The sequence below is a fragment of the Actinopolymorpha pittospori genome (assembly GCF_014873875.1).
GTDB classification, from domain to species: domain Bacteria; phylum Actinomycetota; class Actinomycetes; order Propionibacteriales; family Actinopolymorphaceae; genus Actinopolymorpha; species Actinopolymorpha pittospori.
On record NZ_JADBEM010000001.1, the window covers coordinates 8,093,764 to 8,113,483 of the forward strand.

The following is a 19,720-nucleotide window of genomic DNA, read 5'->3' on the forward strand; positions in this document are numbered from 1 at the left end:
GCCGCCGGTACGCCAGTTCACCCCGTCCGCGCGCGGCAACGTACGCTGAGGGAGTGACTGTGGTGGTTCCGGAGGGACGCAAGCTGCTGCGCATCGAGGTGCGCAACAGCCAGACCCCGATCGAGAAGAAGCCCGAGTGGATCAAGACCCGGGCGAAGATGGGCCCCGAATACACCGAACTCCGCGCACTGGTCAAACGTGAGCAGCTGCACACGGTGTGCCAGGAGGCCGGCTGCCCCAACATCTACGAGTGTTGGGAGGACCGCGAGGCGACGTTCCTCATCGGTGGGGACCAGTGCACCCGGCGCTGCGACTTCTGCCAGATCGAAACCGGCAAGCCGGTCGACCTCGACCGCGACGAGCCCCGCCGGGTGGCCGAGAGCGTACGCACGATGGGCCTGCGCTACGCCACCGTCACCGGCGTCTGCCGGGACGATCTCGAGGACGAGGGCGCCTGGATCTACGCCGAGACCGTCCGGGAGATCCACGCCCTGAACGACGGTGTGGGCGTCGAGCTCCTCGCCCCCGACTTCTCCGGCCGTCCCGAGCTGCTCAACCAGATCTTCGAGGCGCGGCCCGAGGTCTTCGCCCACAACGTCGAGACCGTCCCGCGGATCTTCCGCCGGATCCGCCCCGGTTTCCGTTACGAGCGCTCCCTCGACGTCCTGCGCCAGGCGCGGTCCTTCGGCCTGGTCACGAAGTCCAACCTCATCCTCGGCATGGGCGAGGAACGCGAGGAGATCAGCCAGGCGATGCGCCACCTGCTCGACGCGGGCTGTGAGCTGCTGACGATCACGCAGTACCTCCGTCCCTCGGTGCGGCACCACCCGGTCGAGCGGTGGGTCAAGCCGGAGGAGTTCGTGGAACTGCGCGAGGAGGCACTTGGACTAGGCTTTGCGGGAGTGATGTCCGGACCGCTCGTCCGCTCCTCCTACCGCGCCGGCCGGCTCTACCGCCAGGCGCTGGAGTCGCGGAAGCTTCCGGCAGCGCCCACGAACTGACCGAACTGACCCGATCGGTTCGCGCTGTCTCGATGTGACCCGGATTCCGCACAGCTCCTGAGGAAGGAACGCAGCCGCCGACCATGGCCAAGCGCGACGACAGCCCCGAGAACAAGCCCGGGCGGGTTGCCCAGATCCGGGCCGCTTACTCGATCACCAAGGAAGTCCAGCCGCTGATCGGGCTGATCCTGCTGGGGATCTTCCTCGGCGTGATCGTGATCTTCGTCGCGGTCGGGTTCATTCTCGACAACCCGATCCTCTGGGGTGTCACGGGCATCCCGTTCGGTGTGCTCCTCACCGTGATCATCTTCGGGCGCCGGGTGGAGAAGGCCGCCTACTCCCGCCTCGAAGGGCAGCTCGGAGCGGGCGCCAACGCTCTGTCGACGCTGCGCCGGGGCTGGAAGGTCGACCCCGCGATCGCGGTGACCCGAAACCAGGACGTCGTGCACCGCGTCGTCGGACGTCCCGGCATCGTGCTCGTCGGCGAGGGTGCGCCCAACCGGATCAGCAACCTGCTGGCCAACGAGAAGCGCAAGCACTCCCGGGTCGCACCCGACACGCCGATCTACGACGTGGTCGTCGGCGACGGCGAGGGCCAGGTCCCGCTGCGCCGGCTGTCCGGCCACGTCATGAAGCTCCCCCGCAACCTCCGTCCGGCGGAGGTCACCGAGGTCCTCAACCGGCTCAAGGCGCTGTCCGCCAACCGTCAGCAGTTGCCGATCCCCAAGGGTCCGCTGCCCAAGAACGCCAAGCTCCCGCCGGGCGCGTCGCGCCCCCGTTGAGCCGTTCGACCCGACTGGCCTCCGAAGAAGGCTGATCCCCGCGGTGTCGCGGGGATCAGCACGGGTGGCGCCAGGGGGATGCGGCGCAAGGGACTCGGTGCGCGTACCCAGGTCTCAGCGGGCGTGGACGAGCACAGTGCCGGCCAGCCGGTCGTGCAGGCCTCGCCCGTCGCCGTCCACGATCAGGACGGGAATCACCAGGAGGATCAGCGCCGCCCGTACCAGGCCGCGGAGCAGGCCCACCGGCTGTCCGTCCAGCCGGGCCACCACGAGGTGTCGGAGGCGGTGCCCGATGCTCGCCCCGACAAAAGCGGTCATAAGCCAGCTCTCGATCCCGAACACCGCGAGCGGCAGATAGTCACGGCCGGTGACCGGCGCCTGCCAGATCGTCGGGTCGCGGACGAGCGCGAACGCCACGAGGTTGGCCAGCAGCCAGTCGATCACCAGGGCGGCGATCCGCGGCCCCCAGGTCGCCATCGCCCCGCGCCCGGTCTCGGGCAGGCCGAGCCGGTAGCCGGCGTACCGCTCCCGATCGCCGCTGCCGTCCCGCGCGGCGCCGGCCTCTCCGCGCTCCTCCTGCTCGGTCACCCCATGAGGCTATCCTTCGCGGGACACGCCAGTGCGCGGGTCGGCGTCAACGCCCGAGGCCACCTCCGTCAGACTGGTCGTAACACGGGCGCAACACCGGTGATACGGCAGGGAAACGGCCAGCTCCTAGCGTCGCCTGCCAAGAGACGGAGGAGGGCCGAATGTTCCGAAGCGCCGACGAGCTGTTGGCTTTCGTACGTGACGAGGGCGTCGAGTTCATCGACGTTCGCTTCTGCGACCTGCCGGGCGTCATACAGCACTTCAACGTGCCAGCCGCCTCGTTCACCGAGGACGACATCGCCAACGGACTGATGTTCGACGGATCCTCGATCCGCGGCTTCCAGGCAATCCACGAGTCGGACATGAAGCTGGTCCCGGACCCCACGACGGCGTTCGTCGACCCCTTCCGAGAGCGCAAGACGATCGCCCTGAACTTCTCGATCGTCGACCCCTTCACCGACGAGGCCTACAGCCGCGACCCGCGTAACGTCGCCGCCAAGGCCGAGGCCTACCTCAAGAGCAGCAACATCGCCGACACCGCCTACTTCGGGCCGGAGGCGGAGTTCTACGTCTTCGACGACGTGCGGTTCGAGACCAAGCAGAACGCCGGCTACTACTTCATCGACTCCATCGAGGGCGCCTGGAACACCGGCGCCGAGCAGGTCGGCGGCAACAAGGGCTACAAGCCGCGCTACAAGGGCGGCTACTTCCCGGTCTCCCCCAACGACCACTTCGCCGACCTGCGCGACCAGATGGTCGCCCAGCTGCTCGAGTCCGGCATCCAGGTCGAGCGGTCCCACCACGAGGTGGGCACGGCCGGCCAGGCGGAGATCAACTACAAGTTCGACTCGCTGCTGCACGCGGGCGACCAGCTGATGCTGTTCAAGTACATCATCAAGAACGTCGCCTGGCAGGCCGGCCACACGGCCACCTTCATGCCGAAGCCGCTCTTCGGCGACAACGGTTCCGGCATGCACTGCCACCAGAGCCTGTGGAAGGACGGCCAGCCGCTCTTCTACGACGAGCTCGGCTACGGCGGCCTTTCCGACCTCGGCCGGTGGTACATCGGTGGTCTGCTCAAGCACGCACCAAGCCTGCTGGCGTTCACCAACCCGACGGTCAACTCCTACCACCGTCTGGTCCCGGGCTACGAGGCTCCGGTCAACCTCGTCTACAGCCAGCGCAACCGTTCGGCCGCGGTGCGGATCCCGGTCACCGGGACGAGCCCCAAGGCCAAGCGGATCGAGTTCCGGGTGCCGGACCCGTCCTGTAACCCCTACCTCGCGTTCGCCGCGATGCTGATGGCCGGCGTCGACGGCATCCGCAACAAGATCGAGCCGCCGGAGCCGATCGACAAGGACCTCTACGAGCTTCCGCCCGACGAGCACGCCGCCGTCAACCAGGTGCCGGGCTCGCTCCCGGCGGTGCTCGACCGGCTCGAGGTCGACCATGACTACCTCCTCGAAGGTGGCGTGTTCACCCCCGACCTGATCGAGACCTGGATCGACTGGAAGCGCACCAACGAGATCGACCCCGTGCGTCTGCGTCCGCACCCGCACGAGTTCGAGCTCTACTTCGACATCTGATCCACGCGGGTCCCTGACCTGCATCAGCCCGACGAAAACGGCGGCTGGCCTGCGGAAACGCCTCTCGGCGTCTCTCACGGTCTGCCGCCGTTTTCCATGATCATGTGTACCGGATGTGTACCGACGCCCTCAGGGACTAACAGCTTGGGAAACGTAGGGATCACGCCGCCTAGGCTGGCCGGTGGCGTGGATCAGTGGCCTGGAGTGACCAGGATGAGCCCTCTCTGGCCCGCGCTAATGGCACGTGGATGGCACGCGCCGACCCTCTTATCCGTAGGAACGGGCACCGTGATCACGAGCTGCTCGTCCGCGCCGTGGAGGTCGTCGGCCTGGTGCTCATCGTCGCCCGGTGTTGCAGCTCGTTGGGGTCAGGCTGGGGTCAGTGGGAGTTACGCATACAAGTGGGGATTCTCGCGCGCAGGCGGGCCGCTGACGCCGATCCGTAGCATGGGATGGCCCGGTCCCCCCGCACGCGCTAACCCGTTCGACGCCCATGGTTACGACGAGGATGATTCGGCGGATGACTACGAAGCGCACAGTCGCCGAGCGTGACCACTTGGCGGATATCGCCCGTGCGGCCTTTGGACCTCAGCGCCGCGTGGCCGACGTGAAGCGAGTGGAGGGCGGCACCAAGAAGGGTGTGTACCGCCTCACCTTCGACGACGCGTCCACCGCGATCGTTTACAGCTGGGACCCAGCCGAGAACTACTGGCCATCCGGACCCGCCGACAAGCTGGATGACCATACGGATCCGTTCTCCCACGCCTCAGGCTTCGACCTCTTCGAGGCCGCCCATGCACGCCTGAGCGCTCTCGGGATCCGAACGCCCCACATCTACCTGGCAGACCAGAGCAAGGACACGTTCCCGGCCGAGGTCGCGGTGGTCGAGGACGTAGCGGGTGGCACCCTGGCCATGCTGCTTGATGAAGACCCGCGGGCAGCCACGATGGTGCTGGCGCAGCTTTCGGATGCCCTCGAGAAGATGCATCTGCACGAGGCATCCAGGTTCGGCAAGGTCGCCTTAATCGACAGCGGCGGCACCTCGCGCGGGAGCTCGTGTGAGCAGATCGTGCTGGAGGCCGCGCTCGCTGATCTCGCTGACGCCGCTCCGCGCGATCCGCGTGTCGCCCATGCCCGCGACCGGTTGGCTAACGCTCTCCACGAGCTGGCCGCCGCAGTGCAACCGCGCTCGCACTACCGCCTCATTCACGGCGAGCTCGGACCCGAGCACGTGCTGGTCGACCACCAGGGTCATCCCGTCATCATCGACATCGAGGGCCTCATGTACTTCGACGTCGAGTGGGAGCACGTGTTCCTACGGCACCGCTACAACGACCAGTACCCGCTGCTAGGCAGAAATGATCTCGACGAGCGGCGACTGAGGCTCTATCAGTTCGCGATGCACATCTCGCTCGTGGCGAAGCCGCTGTCCATCCTTGACAGCGACTTCCCTCACCGTGAGGGAATGATTGGCATCGCTGAGTCCAACCTCGAGAGGGCCCTCAGCCTTGTGAACTAGGTTCCCTTCAAAGGGAGCGCCAGCTGCAAATCCACGCCCATATCTCCCGCTGAGGGTTCTTCTCCCGTCAGTCGGACAGCTTGTCCGCACCCGGGTTCTGCGCAGGGTCGCCAGGCTCGCTCGTCGACCGCTTGCGGCTTGGCCTGGCGACCCTGTGCAGGTTCCGGGTACGCCGCCTGCGGTGGCCGACCGGCGGGAGAAGAACCCGGCGCTCCACTCCCCGAGGAGGACCGGGGGTCAGGGGGCAGCGCCCCTGGAAAGACCTCAGCTTGAGATGACCTCAAGCAGCCATGCGAACCGTCAGTGGCCGCGCCGGCCCGTCCGAGGACGGCCGCCAGGCCGCCCGCAGGACGAGGACGGGGCGGTGCGCGCCGCTTGCGGCGCGCCTTGACTTCCAAGAGGTCAACACAGCAACGCAGAGGTCGGCCGCGCGTCGAGTGCCACCTGATGCGCGACACTCGCGCGCCAGAGATGATCCCGAGCTAGGGCTTGACGTGCTCTCCGTCGTGGGTGCGAATAGCGGGTCGCGGTTCGTCTGTTGGGAGAGCATCAAGGAGGCGAACCGCGTAGGCCTCACTCATGCGGTTCCGGACCTCGTCAGGGGTGAGCCAGGCGACGCGATCGGTCTCAGAGCTCGTGTGTTCAGATCCACCGACGAGGTAGCAGCGGAAGACGAGGGCGACGATCCCGCGGTTCATGTTCTTGTAGACCCCGGTCAGGGCATCAGGCTCGACAACCAGCCCAGTCTCTTCGTTCACTTCCCGGCGTAGGCCGTCGTGGATAGTCTCGCCTAGCTCTATGACACCGCCTGGTGGCTCCCAGTGGCTGTTGTCACGGCGCCGGATCGCCAGGATCCGCCCGTCGTCATCGATGACGGCCGCAGCGACGCTGACCGAGTGGAGCGGGGCTGGGGACATGGGAACTCCTCGGGGCTACAGTGACCCTGAGTGTACGAACTCAGGTAGAGGAGTGCAGGAGGCGGCATGGTCGAGGGCGGGGTGGATACGGCCAGTGACCGGCCTGTGTACAAACAGATCGCCGACCTGCTGCGATCCGCGATCGAGCGTGGAGACCTGGGTCCCGGCGAACGCCTGCCGAGCGAGACCGAGTTGATGAAGCGGTACGGCGTGGCGCAGGGCACGGTGCGCCAGGCGGTTGGCCTGCTCCGTAGCGAGGGCGTGGTCGTCGCGGAGCACGGCCGTGGAGTGTTCGTGCGTGCGCGTCCTCGGTTGCGTCGTCTAGCGCATGACCGGTTCGCACGCCGGCACCGCGAGGCCGGTAAGTCCGCTTACGATGCCGAGGCCGAGGCGGAGAAGGTAACCGCCTTGGTCGATTCGATCCGGGTCTACCCCGACAAGGCGAAGGACGAGATCGCGAGGCGTCTTGGCCTGCGTAAGGGCGCCAAGGTGCTCGTTCGTAGCCGGCGATACCTCAGCGATGGCCAACCCACCGAGACTGCGACCTCCTACATTCCCTGGGATCTGGCCAAGGGCACGCCCATGGTGGAGACCAACCCCGGACCGGGAGGCATCTATGCCCGGATCGAGGAGAGCGGCCACAGACTCGGCCGCTTCGCCGAAGAGGTCACTGCGAGGATGCCTACGCCGGACGAGGTGACGGCGCTTCGTCTTGCACCTGGATCGCCAGTGATCGGGCTCGTCCGCACCGCGTACGACGTGGACGACCTGGCGGTGGAGGTGTGCGACACCGTGATGTCGGCCGAGCTGTACGTCCTGAGTTACGAGCTGCCCGCGACCTGATCACCTGGTCGACTCCCAGGTGTGCGCCCTTTGCTCGCGGCGCGCCGCGAATCGCCGTTGCGTCCCACTCCTGTAGAGGAGTCATCATTTTGTGCATACTCCTCTACAGGACTACAGGACCAACGTGAGGAGTAGCCGACATGGCTATGGAGACGCGGTTTTCGGTGCCGATGGAGGAGGCGTTCCCGCACGGGGTGTACGCGTTCGCCTCGACTGAGGTGAAGGTGGCGCGGGACTTTGAGAAGTCGACGCGGGAGAACACGGTGCAGATGATCGACCGGGACACCGAGTTGCCGGTGTGGACCTTCGACGTGTTGGACGCGGACCCGAACGCGGAGGGGAAGAACGCGGCGATCACGGTGCGGATCCTGTCCAAGCTTCAGCCGACGTTGCCGGATGCTCCGGCGGGGTTCCCGTTCCGGCCGGTGGAGTTCGAAGGGCTGACCGGCACCCCGTATGTCGACAGCCAGCGCTGCACCGGTAACGGCCCGGGTCCGCACCGGTGTCGGTCGCGGCTCGCGTGGTCCTGGCGTGCGTCGGGGATCGTGGCGCCGCAGCCCAAGAGCGCGGCGCGTGGCCCAGCCTCGAAGGCCGCCAAGGACGAGGCGGCCGCCTGATGAGCCGGCGCAGGAGCAGCACCCCCGGCCCATCCCCCCGGCTGCTCCCGCGCCTTCCCACCCCGACCGGCGTCGTGGAGGAGGACTGACCTGTGGCGATTCGTGAGCGGGCCGCGCATCCGGGTGAGGTGTGCACCTGCGGGCGCCCGGCGCTGGTCGTGCACACCGGCACCAAGTGGGGTCCGATCGGCTGGTGCGGACTCAACGACGGCGGCAACCTGTCCGGCCCCTGCCCGTTCTGCGGCGGCCCCCGGCACGACCTGGGCCGCTGCCCCCACTACGAACTACGCCCCGACTGGGCGCAACCACCCAAGTAACCGATGAGCCGGCGCGGGAGCGGCGCAGGCTGGACACCCGCCGCTCCCGCGCCTTCCAACCCGACCCCTGGAACGGAGTGGAGTGGTATGGGCGAGCGTAACGTCCCCGGACAGCTGGGGCTGTTCCATCTGACCAAGCACGACTCGGGCGCCGCTGGCGTGGCGCACTGGATGTATCCGTGCGGGCTGTGCAACGGCGCGGACGTGGCCGAGGCGGGCGGGCTGTGTTCGTCGTGTGCGCCGGTTCCGGTGCGGAAGGCGACCCGCCGCCGCACCACCGCAACCACCAAGGCGGCCTCGAAGACCACGGCCAGGACGACGAGGACAAAGGCGGCGGCGAAGACGTCGGCGCGGCCGGTGCATAAGGGCACGCCTCGGAAGGTGTCGCCGGCGCAGGTGAAGACGGCGATGCGGGCGATGCGGTGGTGTGCCTGATGGGCCGCACAGGCATGGATCCGAAGGTCCGTACCGAGGCGTTCAAGATCGGCTTCGCCACCGTCCTCCTCCTCTGGCTGGGGCGGCATCTCGGTGGTGCGGTGTGGTGGCTGGTCCGCCAGCCGGCGCTGTGGGTCGCGGCCGTCTCCTGGTATGTGGCGTGGCGGCTGTGGACCGGTTCCGGGCCGCTGGTCCTGGTGGGCGTGGCCGTGGTCCTGGTGCTGTCCCTCATCGCCTGGCGGGTCACCTCGCCCGGGTCGTTCCGGGGTGTGGTCGCCTGGCCGGTGCGGTCGTGGTGGCGGCGCGTCACCGTCTACCGGAGCGACTGGCAACCCCTCATGACCACCCTCAAACTCACGGCCAAGGACAGCGGGGACGAGCTGCTCGTGCCGGAGCTGCTGCGCGTCCGGTCGACAGCCACGGTGGACAAGGTGCGGGTGCGGATGCTGCCCGGCCAGGTGCTCGCGGACTTCGCGAAGAACGCGGACCGGTTCGCCACTACCTTCCAGGCCATCGACTGCCGCGTCCGCTCCATCCACCGCCCGCAGGTGCTGAGGATGCTGGTCTTCCGGATCAAACGCGCCACCGGCCGCATCGTCGAACCGCCCGCCCCGCGCCCGTCCCGGGTGCTGGAGCTGTGGTTCCTGGTCGAGGACCCCCTCAACACCCCGACCCCGATGTTCGCCGTCCCGGACCGCCCGAACCTGAAAGCACTCGGCCTGGCCGTCGGCGAGGACGGCCTCACATGGAACCTGCGGCTGCTGGCGAACCACCTGCTGATCATCGGCGCGACCGGCGCCGGCAAAGGGTCGGTGCTGTGGTCCCTGGTGCGATCGCTGGGGCATGGGATCCGGGTCGGGCTGGTCGAGTTGTGGGTGGTCGACCCCAAAGGCGGGATGGAGTTCGCCGCAGGCCAGTCCCTGTGTGCCCGCTACTGCTACGGCGACGACGACACCACCAACACCGACGCGAAGCGGTCCTTCGAGCTGACCTACGCCGAATTCCTCGAAGCCGCGGTGGCCAAGCTACGGGAACGGCAGCGGCGGCTGCGGGGGATCTTCCGGATGCACCGCCCCGCACCCGGAGACCCGCTGCTGGTGATCCTCATCGACGAGATCGCCTCCCTCACCGCCTACGTCACCGACCGCGACGCCAAGAAGCGGATCGAGGCCGCTTTGAACCTGCTGCTGTCCCAGGGTCGGGCGGTCGGTGTCGTCGTCGTGGGTGCCGGCCAGGACGCCCGCAAAGAAGTCGTCGCGATGCGCGGGCTGTTCCCCACCCGGGTCGCTCTCCGGCTCAACGAGGCCGACGAGGCGGACATGGTGCTCGGCACCGGCTCCCGGGACCGGGGGGCCCGCTGTGAAGAGATCCCCACCGCCCTGCCCGGCGTCGGCTACGTCCGGGTGGAGACCAACCCCGAACCCATCCGCGTCCGGTTCGCCTACATCGACGACGACGAGATCCACACCATGTGCTCCCTGTATGCACCCGGCGCGAAGCAGGCGGCTGGGCTGCGCATCCCCGCACATGCCAGCCATACCGACACCGAGGAGGTGACGGCATGAACCACCCTCACGACGAGGACCAGGCGGAGGACCTGGTGGTGGAGCGGTGCTGGCTGTGCCTCGGGTTCACCGACCTCGCGAACCTCGGCCCGTGCCCGGCCTGCCAGCCGGACCGGTTCGCCGAGTATCTGGCGATGCTCGCCGCGACCGCCCGCCACCACCACGAGACGACCGAGGAGGGGTTGTGAGGGCTTCGAGCTTGAACCGGTCGAGGGTTCCCCATCTGGCGGAGGCGACGGTGCGGGCGGGTGCGGTGCAGGCCGGGGTGTGTGTCCGCCCGATCGTCCGCCAGCTCGTCGACACCCAGACAGGGGACGTGCGCCTGGTGCCGATCCCGTGCCAGTCCACCCTCGCCTCCCAGTGCCCGCCGTGCGCGGACAAGGCGCGCCGGCTACGGATGCAGCAGTGCCGGGAGGGCTGGCACCTCGAGCACGAACCCGAACCCCCGCACCGGACCTCGCCGTTGTGGTGGCTGGCACATCCGGAGGTGTTCGGCGCCGTCGCCCTGGTCGCCACCGTCGCCGCCGCACTCCGCGCCAACACCGAGCGGCGGAAGCGGTCCACCCGGCGTCGGGACGACGTGCCCGAGCTGCCTCGGTTGAAGGTGGAGGACCGCACCCTCGGGCGTACGTTCACCGGCCGGGACGGGAAGACGTGGCGGCCCTCGATGTTCGTCACCTTCACCATGGGCTCCTACGGACCCGTCCACTCCGACGGCACACCGCTGGACCCGGCCCGCTACGACTACCGCCGCGCCGCCCTCGACGCCCTGCACCTGTCGAAGCTGTGGGACCGCCTCACCCAGAACCTGCGCCGTGCCGTGGGCTGGGAGGTGCAGTACTTCGCCGCCATCGAACCCCAGAAGCGGCTCGCGCCGCACATCCACGCCGCGATCCGGGGTGCGATCCCCCGGGAGATCCTGCGGCAGGTCATCGCCGCCACCTACGCCTCCGTCTGGTGGCCCCGGCACGACCGCATCGTCTACCGCGGTGACCACATCCCCGTCTGGGACAGCGACACGGGCGGCTACGTCGACCCGCACACCCACCAACCGCTGGCCACCTGGGACCAGGCGCTGGACGACCTGGACGCCGACGAGACCGCCGAGCCGGCCCATGTGGTGCGGTTCGGCCGCCAGTCCGACATGCAAGGACTGGTCGGCGGCACCGACAAGGCGGACCGTCGGGTCGGGTACCTGACGAAGTACCTCACCAAGGCCATCGTCGACCCCCTCGACGACCAGGAGAACGGGGCCGTTTCGCCGGCGAGGGAGGCCCACATCGACCGGCTACATGCGCAGGTGCGGTGGTTGCCGTGTTCGCCGCGCTGCTGGAACTGGCTGGCCTACGGCATCCAGCCCAAGGACGCCGCCGACGGTGCCGCGCCCGGAGCGTGCCCCTCCAAGGCCCATGACCGGGAACACCTCGGCTGCGGTGGCCGCCGCGTCCTGGTCTCCCGCAAGTGGACCGGCAAGACCCTCAGCGGCCACAAGGCCGACCGACTCCACGCTGTCCGCGCGGTGTTGGAAGCCGCGGGCATCGACGCCCCCGACGTCGACCGCTGTTCAGCAACCACCCTCGACGAGACCGGGCGGCCCCGCTACATCTGGCAGGCCATCGACATCGAAGACCTCCCCACCTACACCGAAGTCATCGCCCAAACCGTCACCGAACGACAACGCTGGCGCACCCAATACGAAGCGGCCAAGGAACGCGCCAGTCCCAACCCACACAGCGATTCGGCAACCGATGACGCGGCATGACGAGAGGGGACAATTTGATGTCACGGAGGAGGAACGATGCGGGTGATGTCGTCCCGTTGTGGACTGTCGAGACGGTATCGAGATACCTCGGCGTGCCGGTAGCAACGCTCTACCAGTGGCGGCATAGGGGCGTAGGACCGCGTGCCTACCGCGTCGGTCGGCACCTGCGGTATGACCCCGACGTCGTTCGGCAATGGCTCGAAAGTGAGGCGGCCTAGCCATGGCAAGTGTTGAACGTAGGGTCCGAGATGGTCGCGTCTCTTGGCTCGCTCGCTGGCGTGATCCTGACGGCCGGCAGCGCACGAGATCGTTCGCCCGTCGTGTAGATGCAGACCGGTTCCGTAGCACGGTCGCAGCCGACCTAGTTCGCGGTCACTACCGCGACCCTGACGCGGGTAGCGAAGCCTTCGGACCGTACGCGTTGGCGTGGCTGGCGGCGCAGACCTTCGATGCATCGACGGCTGAGGCAGTAGAGTCGCGCCTGCGGCTGCACGCCTTGCCCACCCTGGGGTCAATGGCCCTCAGGCAGGTCAGACCATCGACCATCCAGTCCTGGATTCGTGGCCTTGAGCACTTGGCACCGACCTACCGCAAAGTGATCTACGCCAACGTATCGACGATCTTCACTGCGGCAGTTGATGACGAGCTGCTGACCAAGAATCCCTGCCGGGCGCCGTCTGTACGCAGGCCGAGGGCGGAGCGTGCCAGCGTGGTTCCTTGGTCGCGAGATCAGGTACTCGCTGTGCGTGCGGCTCTGCCCGACCGGTACGGCATCGTTGCGACGCTCGCGGCTGGGCTCGGGCTGCGCCAGGGCGAGGTGTTCGGGCTCTCCCCCGTCGACGTGGACTTCCTGCGGGGCCAGGTCAAGATCGTCCGGCAGGTGAAGCTCTTCAGTAGGAACCGTCAGGTCTTCGCGCTGCCCAAGGGCCGCAAGACTCGAACGCTTCCGTTGCCGGCCTCAGTCCGAGACGAGCTTGCCGCGTACTTGACGCAGCATCCGGTGAAGGCGGTCACGTTGCCTTGGTTGCACCCCGGCGGCGAGGAACACACGGTGTCATTAGTCGTTACGAGTCGCGAGTCGAAGGCGATCAATCGCAACTACTTCAACACGTACGTCTGGAAGAAGGCACTTCGCGAGACAGGGGTCGACCCGTCACGCGAGAACGGGTGCCATGCGTTGCGGCACTTCTACGCAAGCGCGCTCCTCGACGCCGGCGAGTCGATCAAGGCCGTCAGCGCCCATCTGGGCCACTCCGACCCAGGCTTCACGCTGAGGACGTACACCCACCTGATGCCCTCGAGTGACGAGCGAACTCGCCGCGCGATCGATGCTGTCCTCGGTGTAACGGAGGTGTACCCAGCCGCTGAAGAGCAAGCGTCTCCCCAGGCCAAAGGCACTTTCTAGGCTCTACTTCGACATCTAGGTCGACCACCCGCCTGTCCAGCGGTCTCTTGTCCAGCGTCGTCCTCGCCCTCGCGGCGAAGGCGGCGCTGGACCGCGTCTGGGGCGGCTGATCCGCGAAGCCGCTTGACGCGGGCGATGGGACGGGCAGGATCAGTGGAATGCGCGACGACTCACTGCTGGCGTTCGAGGACGAGGCCCGTACCTTCGACGCGGTCCTCTGCGATCTGACCGAGGACGACTTCGCCAAAGCGACCAACTGTCCACCGTGGAACGTCAAGGAGTTGGTCGTCCACGTCGGGGTCGTGCTGCCGACGCCGGGAGCACTCGGCGACGCGCCTCCGGGCGACCCCGACCTCAGGGAGCCCGCCGACTACTACCGCCGCCTCGAACGCGGTACGACCGGCTACCGCGACGACATCGTGAAGAGGACGCAGGACTTCGCCGTCGGGCTCGCCGACGGAGCCGCCGCGGCGGCGTTCCTCACGCAGCGCTGGCGTACGTCACTCGCGGAGTGGACGGCACGCGACCTCGACCGGCTGGTGACCTCGCGAGGGGGTGTGACCAGGCTCCGCGACTACATCGTGACCCGGGTGATCTCCCACGCCGCGCACGGCCTCGACCTCGCGGTGAGCCTCGGTCGTGCGCCGTGGACGACGGAGACCGCGCTCGCCATCATGCGACCGGTGTTCGTCTCGCTGCTGGGTGGTGAGCCACCGGCCGCCCTGCGCTGGACCGACGCCGACCTGTTCGCCCGAGGCACCGGGCGCCGCGCCCTCGACCCGGCCGACCGCGACCTGCTGGGCTCGTGGGCCGCTCGTTTTCCGCTGCTGTCGTGACGCGTCACCCCCTCGCTCCGTCCGTGCGGGTGGTCGGCAAGTCAGCGTGGTCAGCAGGGTCGGCGTGGTCGTCACGGCGGCGCTCGACGGCCGGCGTGAATGGCGTTGGCCTCGGCGAACGCGCGGGCGATCCGTACCGCCTGGTCGCGGAGACCGTCGGGGCTCACCACGATGACGTCGTCGCCGCCGAGCAGCCTGATCACGCCCAGGGCATGGTCCTCGTCCTCCAGCACGAGTTCGACGTCGACCCAGCCGTCCGGGTCCGGTTCGCCGATCGTTCGCTCCCGCGCCTGCACCCACCAGGCGCGCTGGACGGCGTCGCCGCGCAACCGAAGCCGGACGACGGTACGGGGAAAGGCCGAGGCGTAGCGCACCGACGTCTCCCGCCAGTGTGAAGCCAGATCGAAGTCCGCGGGACGCTCGAACGCCTGGTCGGTGACCGTGACGTCGTGGACGCGAGCCACGCGGTACGTGCGGTAGTCGGTGCCGCGGAGGGCGACGAGATACCAGTTGGTCCCCTTGCAGACGAGACCGAGCGGCGCGAGCACGACAGTCGACCTCGAGGTGCCGTATCTCAGCCGGACCAGGTGGTCGGCGAAGACCGCCTGCTGCAACGACGGAAGCGCCGGATCGGACGACGCCGCCTCGCCCCACGGACTGCGATCCACGTGCACGCGTTGCCGGGCGTGCTCGGCCCGGTCGCGGGCGGTGGGTGCCACCGCGGCCAACAACTTGAGGATCGGACCCTCACCCGGGTCGTCCAGGCCGAGGTCGGCCATCACCCCGCCGGTCTGGCCGACGACCAGTGACAACGCCTCCGTCGTGGTCAGCGAGGTGAGCCGGTTCCGGTAGGAGTCGACCAGCGACCAACCCCCGCCACCGCCGCGGGTGGAGTAGACCGGGATGCCGGCCCCGCTCAGGGCCTCCATGTCGCGCTGGATGGTCCGCGTCGACACGTCCAGGTCGCGAGCGAGCGCACCAGCGGTCGCCTGGCCGCGCGACTGGAGCAGCAACACGATCTGCAGAAGGCGTTCCGCGCGCACACCGAACTCCCTCCGACGAATATGACAGCGGATGTCCGAGACGGCTGCCACGGTAGCGGCACAGTCACGAACTCCGGAGGCACCATGAACGAACAGGCCACGACCGTGCCGGTCGGTGTGTCCCTGACCGGCGTCGTCCTCGACTCCCCCAAGCCGCGGGCGTTGCGGACTTCTACCGCCTGCTGCTCGGTTGGACGATCGGTTCGGAGGAGGACACCTGGGTGACGCTGCACGGTCCGGACGGCGGAACGCACCTGTCGTTCCAGCTCGAGCCGGCCTACCAGCCACCGACCTGGCCGTCGGCGCGAACTCACCAGCAGATGATGCTGCACCTGGACTTCCAGGTCGGCGACCTCGACGCGGCACACGCACACGCGCTCGCGGTAGGTGCCACACCGACGCCCTGGCAGCCGCAGGTCTCGGTCCGCGTCTACACCGACCCCGACGGCCACCCGTTCTGTTTCTTCACGGACTAGGTGCCTTGCTCTTAACGGACTCGGCGTCCATTCACGATCTGGTCATGGCATCGTTGCCGCTCGGCCCCGCATTCTTCGCCGCACGGACCTCGGGAATTCATGACCGCGTAGACATGCGTTCGCCACCTGGATCCCGACGATTCACGGCCCGCACCGCCGCGGCCATCGCGGTCCCCCGGGTGTCCGGCGGCGGGTGGCCGCGGTCAAACGGGCATCCGGTGATCAACAGCGACAAGCCGGCTAGTAGTCTTTCTTCCGCGTAGACGTCAGGACGGGTTCTCTCTGACGAGAAACTCGACGATGGCGCGGGCATTGGCGATGTAGGCGATGCGGTCGATCTCCTCCGCCGAGAGCCAGCGGCGTCCGGTGCGAGCCTCGTAGAGCAGGGCGGCGACCTGATCGATGGTGTTCGGGTGGCGAAGCCACTTCGAGGAGCGCGCGGCGTACTCCGCCTGTCCCTCCTCGCGCGCGGCAACGACCGCTTCGTCCAATGGACGTTCGCGTTCCGGAGCGACTGGCTCTCGGCCAGCGGCATGCCGGCCCCAGCTTCTTCGCCGGTTACCTGCCACAGGCAGGAGGGTAGCTCGCCACGCATCGTGTTCTGTTGGTTCTATCCGAACGTGCATCCTTCGGACACAGTCATCGGACACAGTCATCTGTTCCACGAGCACTACCGCCGCGAGCTGCACAGACCAGCGAGTCCACTCCGGTACCTTGTCCAGTCATGGCCAGCGTGGACGACGATTTCGAGTTCGACGACCGACCCGGTCGCATCGACCTGGACGCGCTCTGGGAGTTCCTCTCGACGCAGGCCTACTGGGGTCGGTGGCGCACCCGCGACGACGTACGACGGCAGCTCGACTCGGTCTGGCGGGTGGTCGGCGTCTACGAGCGTGCGAGTGGGCACATGGTCGGCTTCGCGCGGGCTGTCTCCGACGGCGTGGCCATCGCCTACCTCGCCGACGTCTACGTCTCCCCCTCGGTCCGGGGCAGGGGCCTGGGCAAGCGCCTCGTCGCGGCGATGATCGAGGACGGACCGGGCGCCGACTTCCGCTGGATGCTGCACACCGCCGACGCCCACGGACTGTACGCGGCTTCGGCCCTCCCCCGTCCCACCGGTATCTCGAGCGGCCCAGCCGGGTCGACCGCATCGCGGGGGCGCCCTCGGCACCGGGACCCGACCCCGTCCTGGCCGACGGCTGACCTGTCCCCGGTACCGATTTCGGCTGTCTGCCGGATGGTTGCCAACTGTTCCCGAATCGTCCCGGACCGTATGTCAAGACTTTCCTGACGCCGCGTTGCCGGGGCTCGGTGACGGCCGCTAAGGTAGCGGCCATGCAGCGGTGCTATTGGTTTAGCGAGCCGGCCCTGGGTGGGCCCGGCAGCGCGAGCATCCGCTGATCCCACCCCCACCCAGAGCCGGCAAGGCAGCGTCCACGGGGACTCTGCCTTTTTTCATGCCCCGAAGAGGGGGCCGGCCCGGGTGGTGCCACGGGGCGGTTCCCCAGAGGAAAGGACCTCCGACCGTGTCATCCACTCCCCCTCCCTCATCCACGCGGACCGTGCGCGACCTCCGGATCAGTCAGTCCCGTCCGCTGCTGTCCCCGGCCCTGCTGCGGGAGGAACTGCCGCTGAGCGACGAGGCCGCCGCCGTGGTCGTTCGGGGCCGCGAGGACGTCACGCGCATCCTCGCCGGTGACGACGACCGGTTGCTCGTGGTCGTGGGACCCTGTTCGATCCACGACCCGGCCGCTGCGCTGGACTACGCCCACCACCTCGCCGGAATCGTCCCCGAACTCGCGGACGACCTGTGCGTCGTGATGCGGGTCTACTTCGAGAAGCCTCGTACGACGCTCGGCTGGAAGGGTCTGATCAACGACCCCGACCTCGACGGCAGCTTCAACGTCAACAAGGGGCTGCGGACCGCGCGCAAGGTCCTGCTCGACGTCCTGGAGCTCGGACTTCCGGCGGGCTGTGAGTTCCTCGACCCGATCACTCCCCAGTACATCGCCGACACGGTGAGCTGGGGCGCGATCGGTGCGCGGACGGCGGAGAGCCAGGTGCACCGTCACCTCGCGAGCGGCCTGTCGATGCCGGTCGGCTTCAAGAACTCCACGGGCGGCGACGTGCAGGGTGCCATCGACGCCATCGGGGCGGCCGCGGTGAGCCACGTGTTCACCGGAGTGACCGAGGACGGCGTCGCCGCGATCCTCACCACCCGAGGCAACCCCGACTGCCACGTGATCCTGCGCGGTGGCCAGGCCGGGCCCAACTACGACGCGGCCAGCGTGGCGGACGCCCTGGGCCGCCTCGCCAAGGCCGACCTGCCCGAACACGTGGTCGTCGACGCGAGCCACGGCAACAGTGGCAAGGACCACCTGCGCCAGCCCCTCGTCGTGACGGACGTCGCGAACCAGGTCGCGGGCGGACAGCACGGAGTCATCGGCATGATGCTGGAGAGCTTCCTCGAGCCCGGCCGGCAGAACCTCGTCGAGGGCCAGGCCGACCAGCTGCGCTACGGCCAGAGCATCACCGACGCCTGCATGGGCTGGGAGCCGACGGCCGAGGTGCTGCGAGAGCTCGCTGCCGCGGTTCGTACCCGCCGGACCCGCTGACCGGGTGGCCCGGCGTCCACGCGTGGTGAGCAGCCTCCCCCGCCCTGTCGGTGATCTCTGGGAACCTCGACACGGTCGCCCAGCCGTCACAGGGAGGTCCCGTGGGGAACAAGCCCACCGGCACGTCGGGAAGAAGTAGCGATTCGCAGGATGCCGGACTCCTCTTCGGCATCCTGCGCGCGGCCGTCGACGCGGCCGCCTCGGGTGCGACCGAGGCGGCCGCGGCAAGGGCACGCACCCTCGCCGACCCGCGGCTCGGCGACGCGACGGGAGCTCTCCTCGACGGCGGTGTCGGCACGCTGCTCGACCACGGCCTCCGCGGGTTGTGGGAGTGCGGGTGGCAGCCGCGCGACGTCGCCGAGTACGCCCGCCGCCTGTCGCCCGTGGCGCGCGCGTACCTGCTCGACGCGATGGTGGCGCGGGCAGATCGGCACCACCCGCGGGAGGGCCGTGATCCGCGCTGGCAGGCACAACTCGACGAGCTCGCCCCGACCCCACCCACGTCCGCGGACGACGTCGTCCTGTCCCGGTGGTCGTCCCGGCGGCGGCTCGACCGTCCGAGCGCTCTCGAGATGGTGGTGAGTGTCCTCGGGCTGCTCGCGGCCGCCCCGGCGTTGACGCCGATCCTCCCGCCACCTGGTGGCGCCGGCGCTCCCGGTGTCCGCGGCACGCGTGGCAACGCGGTCGAGGTGAAGATTCTCGGGCGCATCCGTGCCCTGCTCGCCAAGGCCGAGTCGACGGAGTTCCCCGAAGAGGCCGAGGCACTGTCCGCCAAGGCGCAGATGCTGATGACGAGGTTCTCCCTCGACGACGCGCTCCTGGAGTCCGCCGGGTCCGCGCGAGCTCACACCGCCGCGGCAGGTGTCCGTCGGATCTGGCTGACCGCGCCGTACGTCGGCGCCAAGGCCCTGCTGGCCCACGTCGTCGCCCGCGCCAACCGGTGCCGCGCCGTCTCCGACGACCGGATCGGTTACGTCAACATCGTCGGCGCCGACCTCGACCTCGAACTGGTCGAGATCCTCACCACCTCCCTGCTCCTGCAGGCCAACCGCGCCATGCTCGGCCACGGCCGCCAGGTCGACGGCCGGGGCGCCTCGCGAACCCGGTCCTGGCGGCAGTCGTTCCTGGTCTCCTACGCGACGAGGATCGGAGAGCGGCTGACCGAAGCCGGCGCGGCGTCCCAGGCCACGCTGGACGAGGACCAATCCGCCCGCCTGCTGCCCGTCCTCGCCGCGCGCGAACAGCAGGTCGAGCACCTCTTCGCCGAACTGTTCCCGCGTACGAGGACCCACGCGGTCTCCGTCTCCAACCCCTCCGGTTGGGCCGCGGGGCGGGTGGCGGCCGACCTGGCCGACCTGCGGCAGGGCCGGCAGGCGGTCGACCAGCGAACGTCCGCGTAGCCGCGCGGCCGGG

At 68.7% G+C, this 19,720-nt stretch carries 21 protein-coding genes and 1 pseudogene; 18 read left to right on the forward strand and 4 right to left on the reverse strand.

The features are described 5' to 3' along the window. Positions 1–59 precede the first annotated feature (59 nt). Both lipA and HEB94_RS37625 read left to right on the forward strand, forming a co-directional pair. Positions 60–1,001 (forward strand): lipoyl synthase, encoded by a 942-nt coding sequence (lipA, locus tag HEB94_RS37620; protein ID WP_337918579.1) that lies wholly within the window; start codon positions 60–62, stop codon positions 999–1,001. An 83-nt stretch (positions 1,002–1,084) separates the two neighbouring features. Then, a complete protein-coding gene (locus tag HEB94_RS37625) occupies positions 1,085–1,783 on the forward strand; it encodes a DUF4191 domain-containing protein (RefSeq protein ID WP_192754253.1) in 699 nt (232 codons plus the stop codon). 114 nt (positions 1,784–1,897) lie between these two features. On the opposite strand, the gene HEB94_RS37630 is transcribed toward HEB94_RS37625, so the two are convergent. Continuing rightward, positions 1,898–2,371 (reverse strand): RDD family protein, encoded by a 474-nt coding sequence (locus tag HEB94_RS37630; RefSeq protein WP_202896764.1) that lies wholly within the window; start codon positions 2,369–2,371, stop codon positions 1,898–1,900. Between the two features lie 161 nt (positions 2,372–2,532). Here HEB94_RS37630 and glnA point away from each other — a divergent pair, with 161 nt between their 5' ends. Next, entirely contained in the window at positions 2,533–3,957 is a 1,425-nt protein-coding gene (gene glnA / locus HEB94_RS37635) for a type I glutamate--ammonia ligase (RefSeq protein ID WP_192754254.1), read from the forward strand. A 520-nt stretch (positions 3,958–4,477) separates the two neighbouring features. Then, positions 4,478–5,476, forward strand: a complete 999-nt coding sequence (locus HEB94_RS37640) for a phosphotransferase (RefSeq protein ID WP_192754255.1) — start codon at positions 4,478–4,480, stop codon at positions 5,474–5,476. Positions 5,477–5,958: 482 nt separating this feature from the next. Here the strand turns inward: HEB94_RS37640 and HEB94_RS37645 are convergent, their stop codons facing one another. Further along, a complete protein-coding gene (locus HEB94_RS37645) occupies positions 5,959–6,393 on the reverse strand; it encodes an NUDIX hydrolase (protein ID WP_192754256.1) in 435 nt (144 codons plus the stop codon). A gap of 66 nt (positions 6,394–6,459) precedes the next feature. On the opposite strand from HEB94_RS37645, the gene HEB94_RS37650 reads away from it, so the two are divergent. The 10 genes from HEB94_RS37650 to HEB94_RS37695 all read left to right on the forward strand — a co-directional run bounded on the left by HEB94_RS37650 (position 6,460) and on the right by HEB94_RS37695 (position 14,173). Next, positions 6,460–7,236, forward strand: a complete 777-nt coding sequence (locus HEB94_RS37650; protein ID WP_192754257.1) for a GntR family transcriptional regulator — start codon at positions 6,460–6,462, stop codon at positions 7,234–7,236. A 140-nt stretch (positions 7,237–7,376) separates the two neighbouring features. Further along, positions 7,377–7,853 (forward strand): plasmid replication, integration and excision activator, encoded by a 477-nt coding sequence (locus tag HEB94_RS37655; protein WP_192754258.1) that lies wholly within the window; start codon positions 7,377–7,379, stop codon positions 7,851–7,853. A 92-nt stretch (positions 7,854–7,945) separates the two neighbouring features. After that, positions 7,946–8,170, forward strand: a complete 225-nt coding sequence (locus tag HEB94_RS37660; RefSeq protein WP_192754259.1) for a hypothetical protein — start codon at positions 7,946–7,948, stop codon at positions 8,168–8,170. An 87-nt stretch (positions 8,171–8,257) separates the two neighbouring features. Next, positions 8,258–8,605, forward strand: coding sequence for a hypothetical protein (locus tag HEB94_RS37665; protein ID WP_192754260.1), 348 nt, complete (start codon positions 8,258–8,260; stop codon positions 8,603–8,605). Continuing rightward, positions 8,605–10,170 carry an FtsK/SpoIIIE domain-containing protein gene (locus tag HEB94_RS37670; protein WP_192754261.1) on the forward strand — a complete coding sequence of 522 codons (1,566 nt, stop codon included), beginning with the start codon at positions 8,605–8,607 and terminating at the stop codon, positions 10,168–10,170. The genes HEB94_RS37665 and HEB94_RS37670 overlap by 1 nt, the downstream gene beginning before the upstream one ends. Next, a complete protein-coding gene (locus HEB94_RS37675; RefSeq protein WP_192754262.1) occupies positions 10,167–10,358 on the forward strand; it encodes a hypothetical protein in 192 nt (63 codons plus the stop codon). Before HEB94_RS37670 ends, HEB94_RS37675 begins: the two co-directional genes overlap by 4 nt. Further along, positions 10,355–11,932 (forward strand): replication initiator, encoded by a 1,578-nt coding sequence (locus HEB94_RS37680; protein ID WP_238361742.1) that lies wholly within the window; start codon positions 10,355–10,357, stop codon positions 11,930–11,932. Before HEB94_RS37675 ends, HEB94_RS37680 begins: the two co-directional genes overlap by 4 nt. 17 nt (positions 11,933–11,949) lie before the next feature. Next, positions 11,950–12,150, forward strand: coding sequence for a helix-turn-helix domain-containing protein (locus tag HEB94_RS37685; RefSeq protein ID WP_192754263.1), 201 nt, complete (start codon positions 11,950–11,952; stop codon positions 12,148–12,150). A gap of 2 nt (positions 12,151–12,152) precedes the next feature. After that, on the forward strand, positions 12,153–13,337 hold the full coding sequence (locus HEB94_RS37690; protein ID WP_192754264.1) for a tyrosine-type recombinase/integrase: 1,185 nt from the start codon (positions 12,153–12,155) through the stop codon (positions 13,335–13,337). A gap of 158 nt (positions 13,338–13,495) precedes the next feature. Beyond that, positions 13,496–14,173, forward strand: coding sequence for a maleylpyruvate isomerase N-terminal domain-containing protein (locus HEB94_RS37695; protein WP_192754265.1), 678 nt, complete (start codon positions 13,496–13,498; stop codon positions 14,171–14,173). A gap of 71 nt (positions 14,174–14,244) precedes the next feature. Here the strand turns inward: HEB94_RS37695 and HEB94_RS37700 are convergent, their stop codons facing one another. Beyond that, complete coding sequence (locus tag HEB94_RS37700) at positions 14,245–15,216, reverse strand: HTH domain-containing protein (protein ID WP_192754266.1); 972 nt, start codon at positions 15,214–15,216, stop codon at positions 14,245–14,247. Positions 15,217–15,374: 158 nt separating this feature from the next. Here HEB94_RS37700 and HEB94_RS37705 point away from each other — a divergent pair. Continuing rightward, a pseudogene (locus HEB94_RS37705) lies at positions 15,375–15,692 on the forward strand (VOC family protein); the annotation flags it as partial. A gap of 266 nt (positions 15,693–15,958) precedes the next feature. On the opposite strand, the gene HEB94_RS37710 reads toward HEB94_RS37705, so the two are convergent. Then, positions 15,959–16,183: a hypothetical protein gene (locus HEB94_RS37710; protein WP_192754267.1), complete on the reverse strand. Its 225-nt coding sequence runs from the start codon at positions 16,181–16,183 to the stop codon at positions 15,959–15,961. A 233-nt stretch (positions 16,184–16,416) separates the two neighbouring features. On the opposite strand from HEB94_RS37710, the gene HEB94_RS37715 reads away from it, so the two are divergent. The 3 genes from HEB94_RS37715 (at position 16,417) to HEB94_RS53900 (ending at position 19,707) form a co-directional block, all read left to right on the forward strand. Continuing rightward, a complete protein-coding gene (locus HEB94_RS37715) occupies positions 16,417–16,983 on the forward strand; it encodes a GNAT family N-acetyltransferase (RefSeq protein WP_192754268.1) in 567 nt (188 codons plus the stop codon). A 271-nt stretch (positions 16,984–17,254) separates the two neighbouring features. Continuing rightward, positions 17,255–18,307 (forward strand): 3-deoxy-7-phosphoheptulonate synthase, encoded by a 1,053-nt coding sequence (locus HEB94_RS37720; protein ID WP_337918189.1) that lies wholly within the window; start codon positions 17,255–17,257, stop codon positions 18,305–18,307. Between the two features lie 101 nt (positions 18,308–18,408). Next, positions 18,409–19,707, forward strand: coding sequence for a DUF2786 domain-containing protein (locus HEB94_RS53900; RefSeq protein WP_192754270.1), 1,299 nt, complete (start codon positions 18,409–18,411; stop codon positions 19,705–19,707). Positions 19,708–19,720 lie beyond the last annotated feature (13 nt).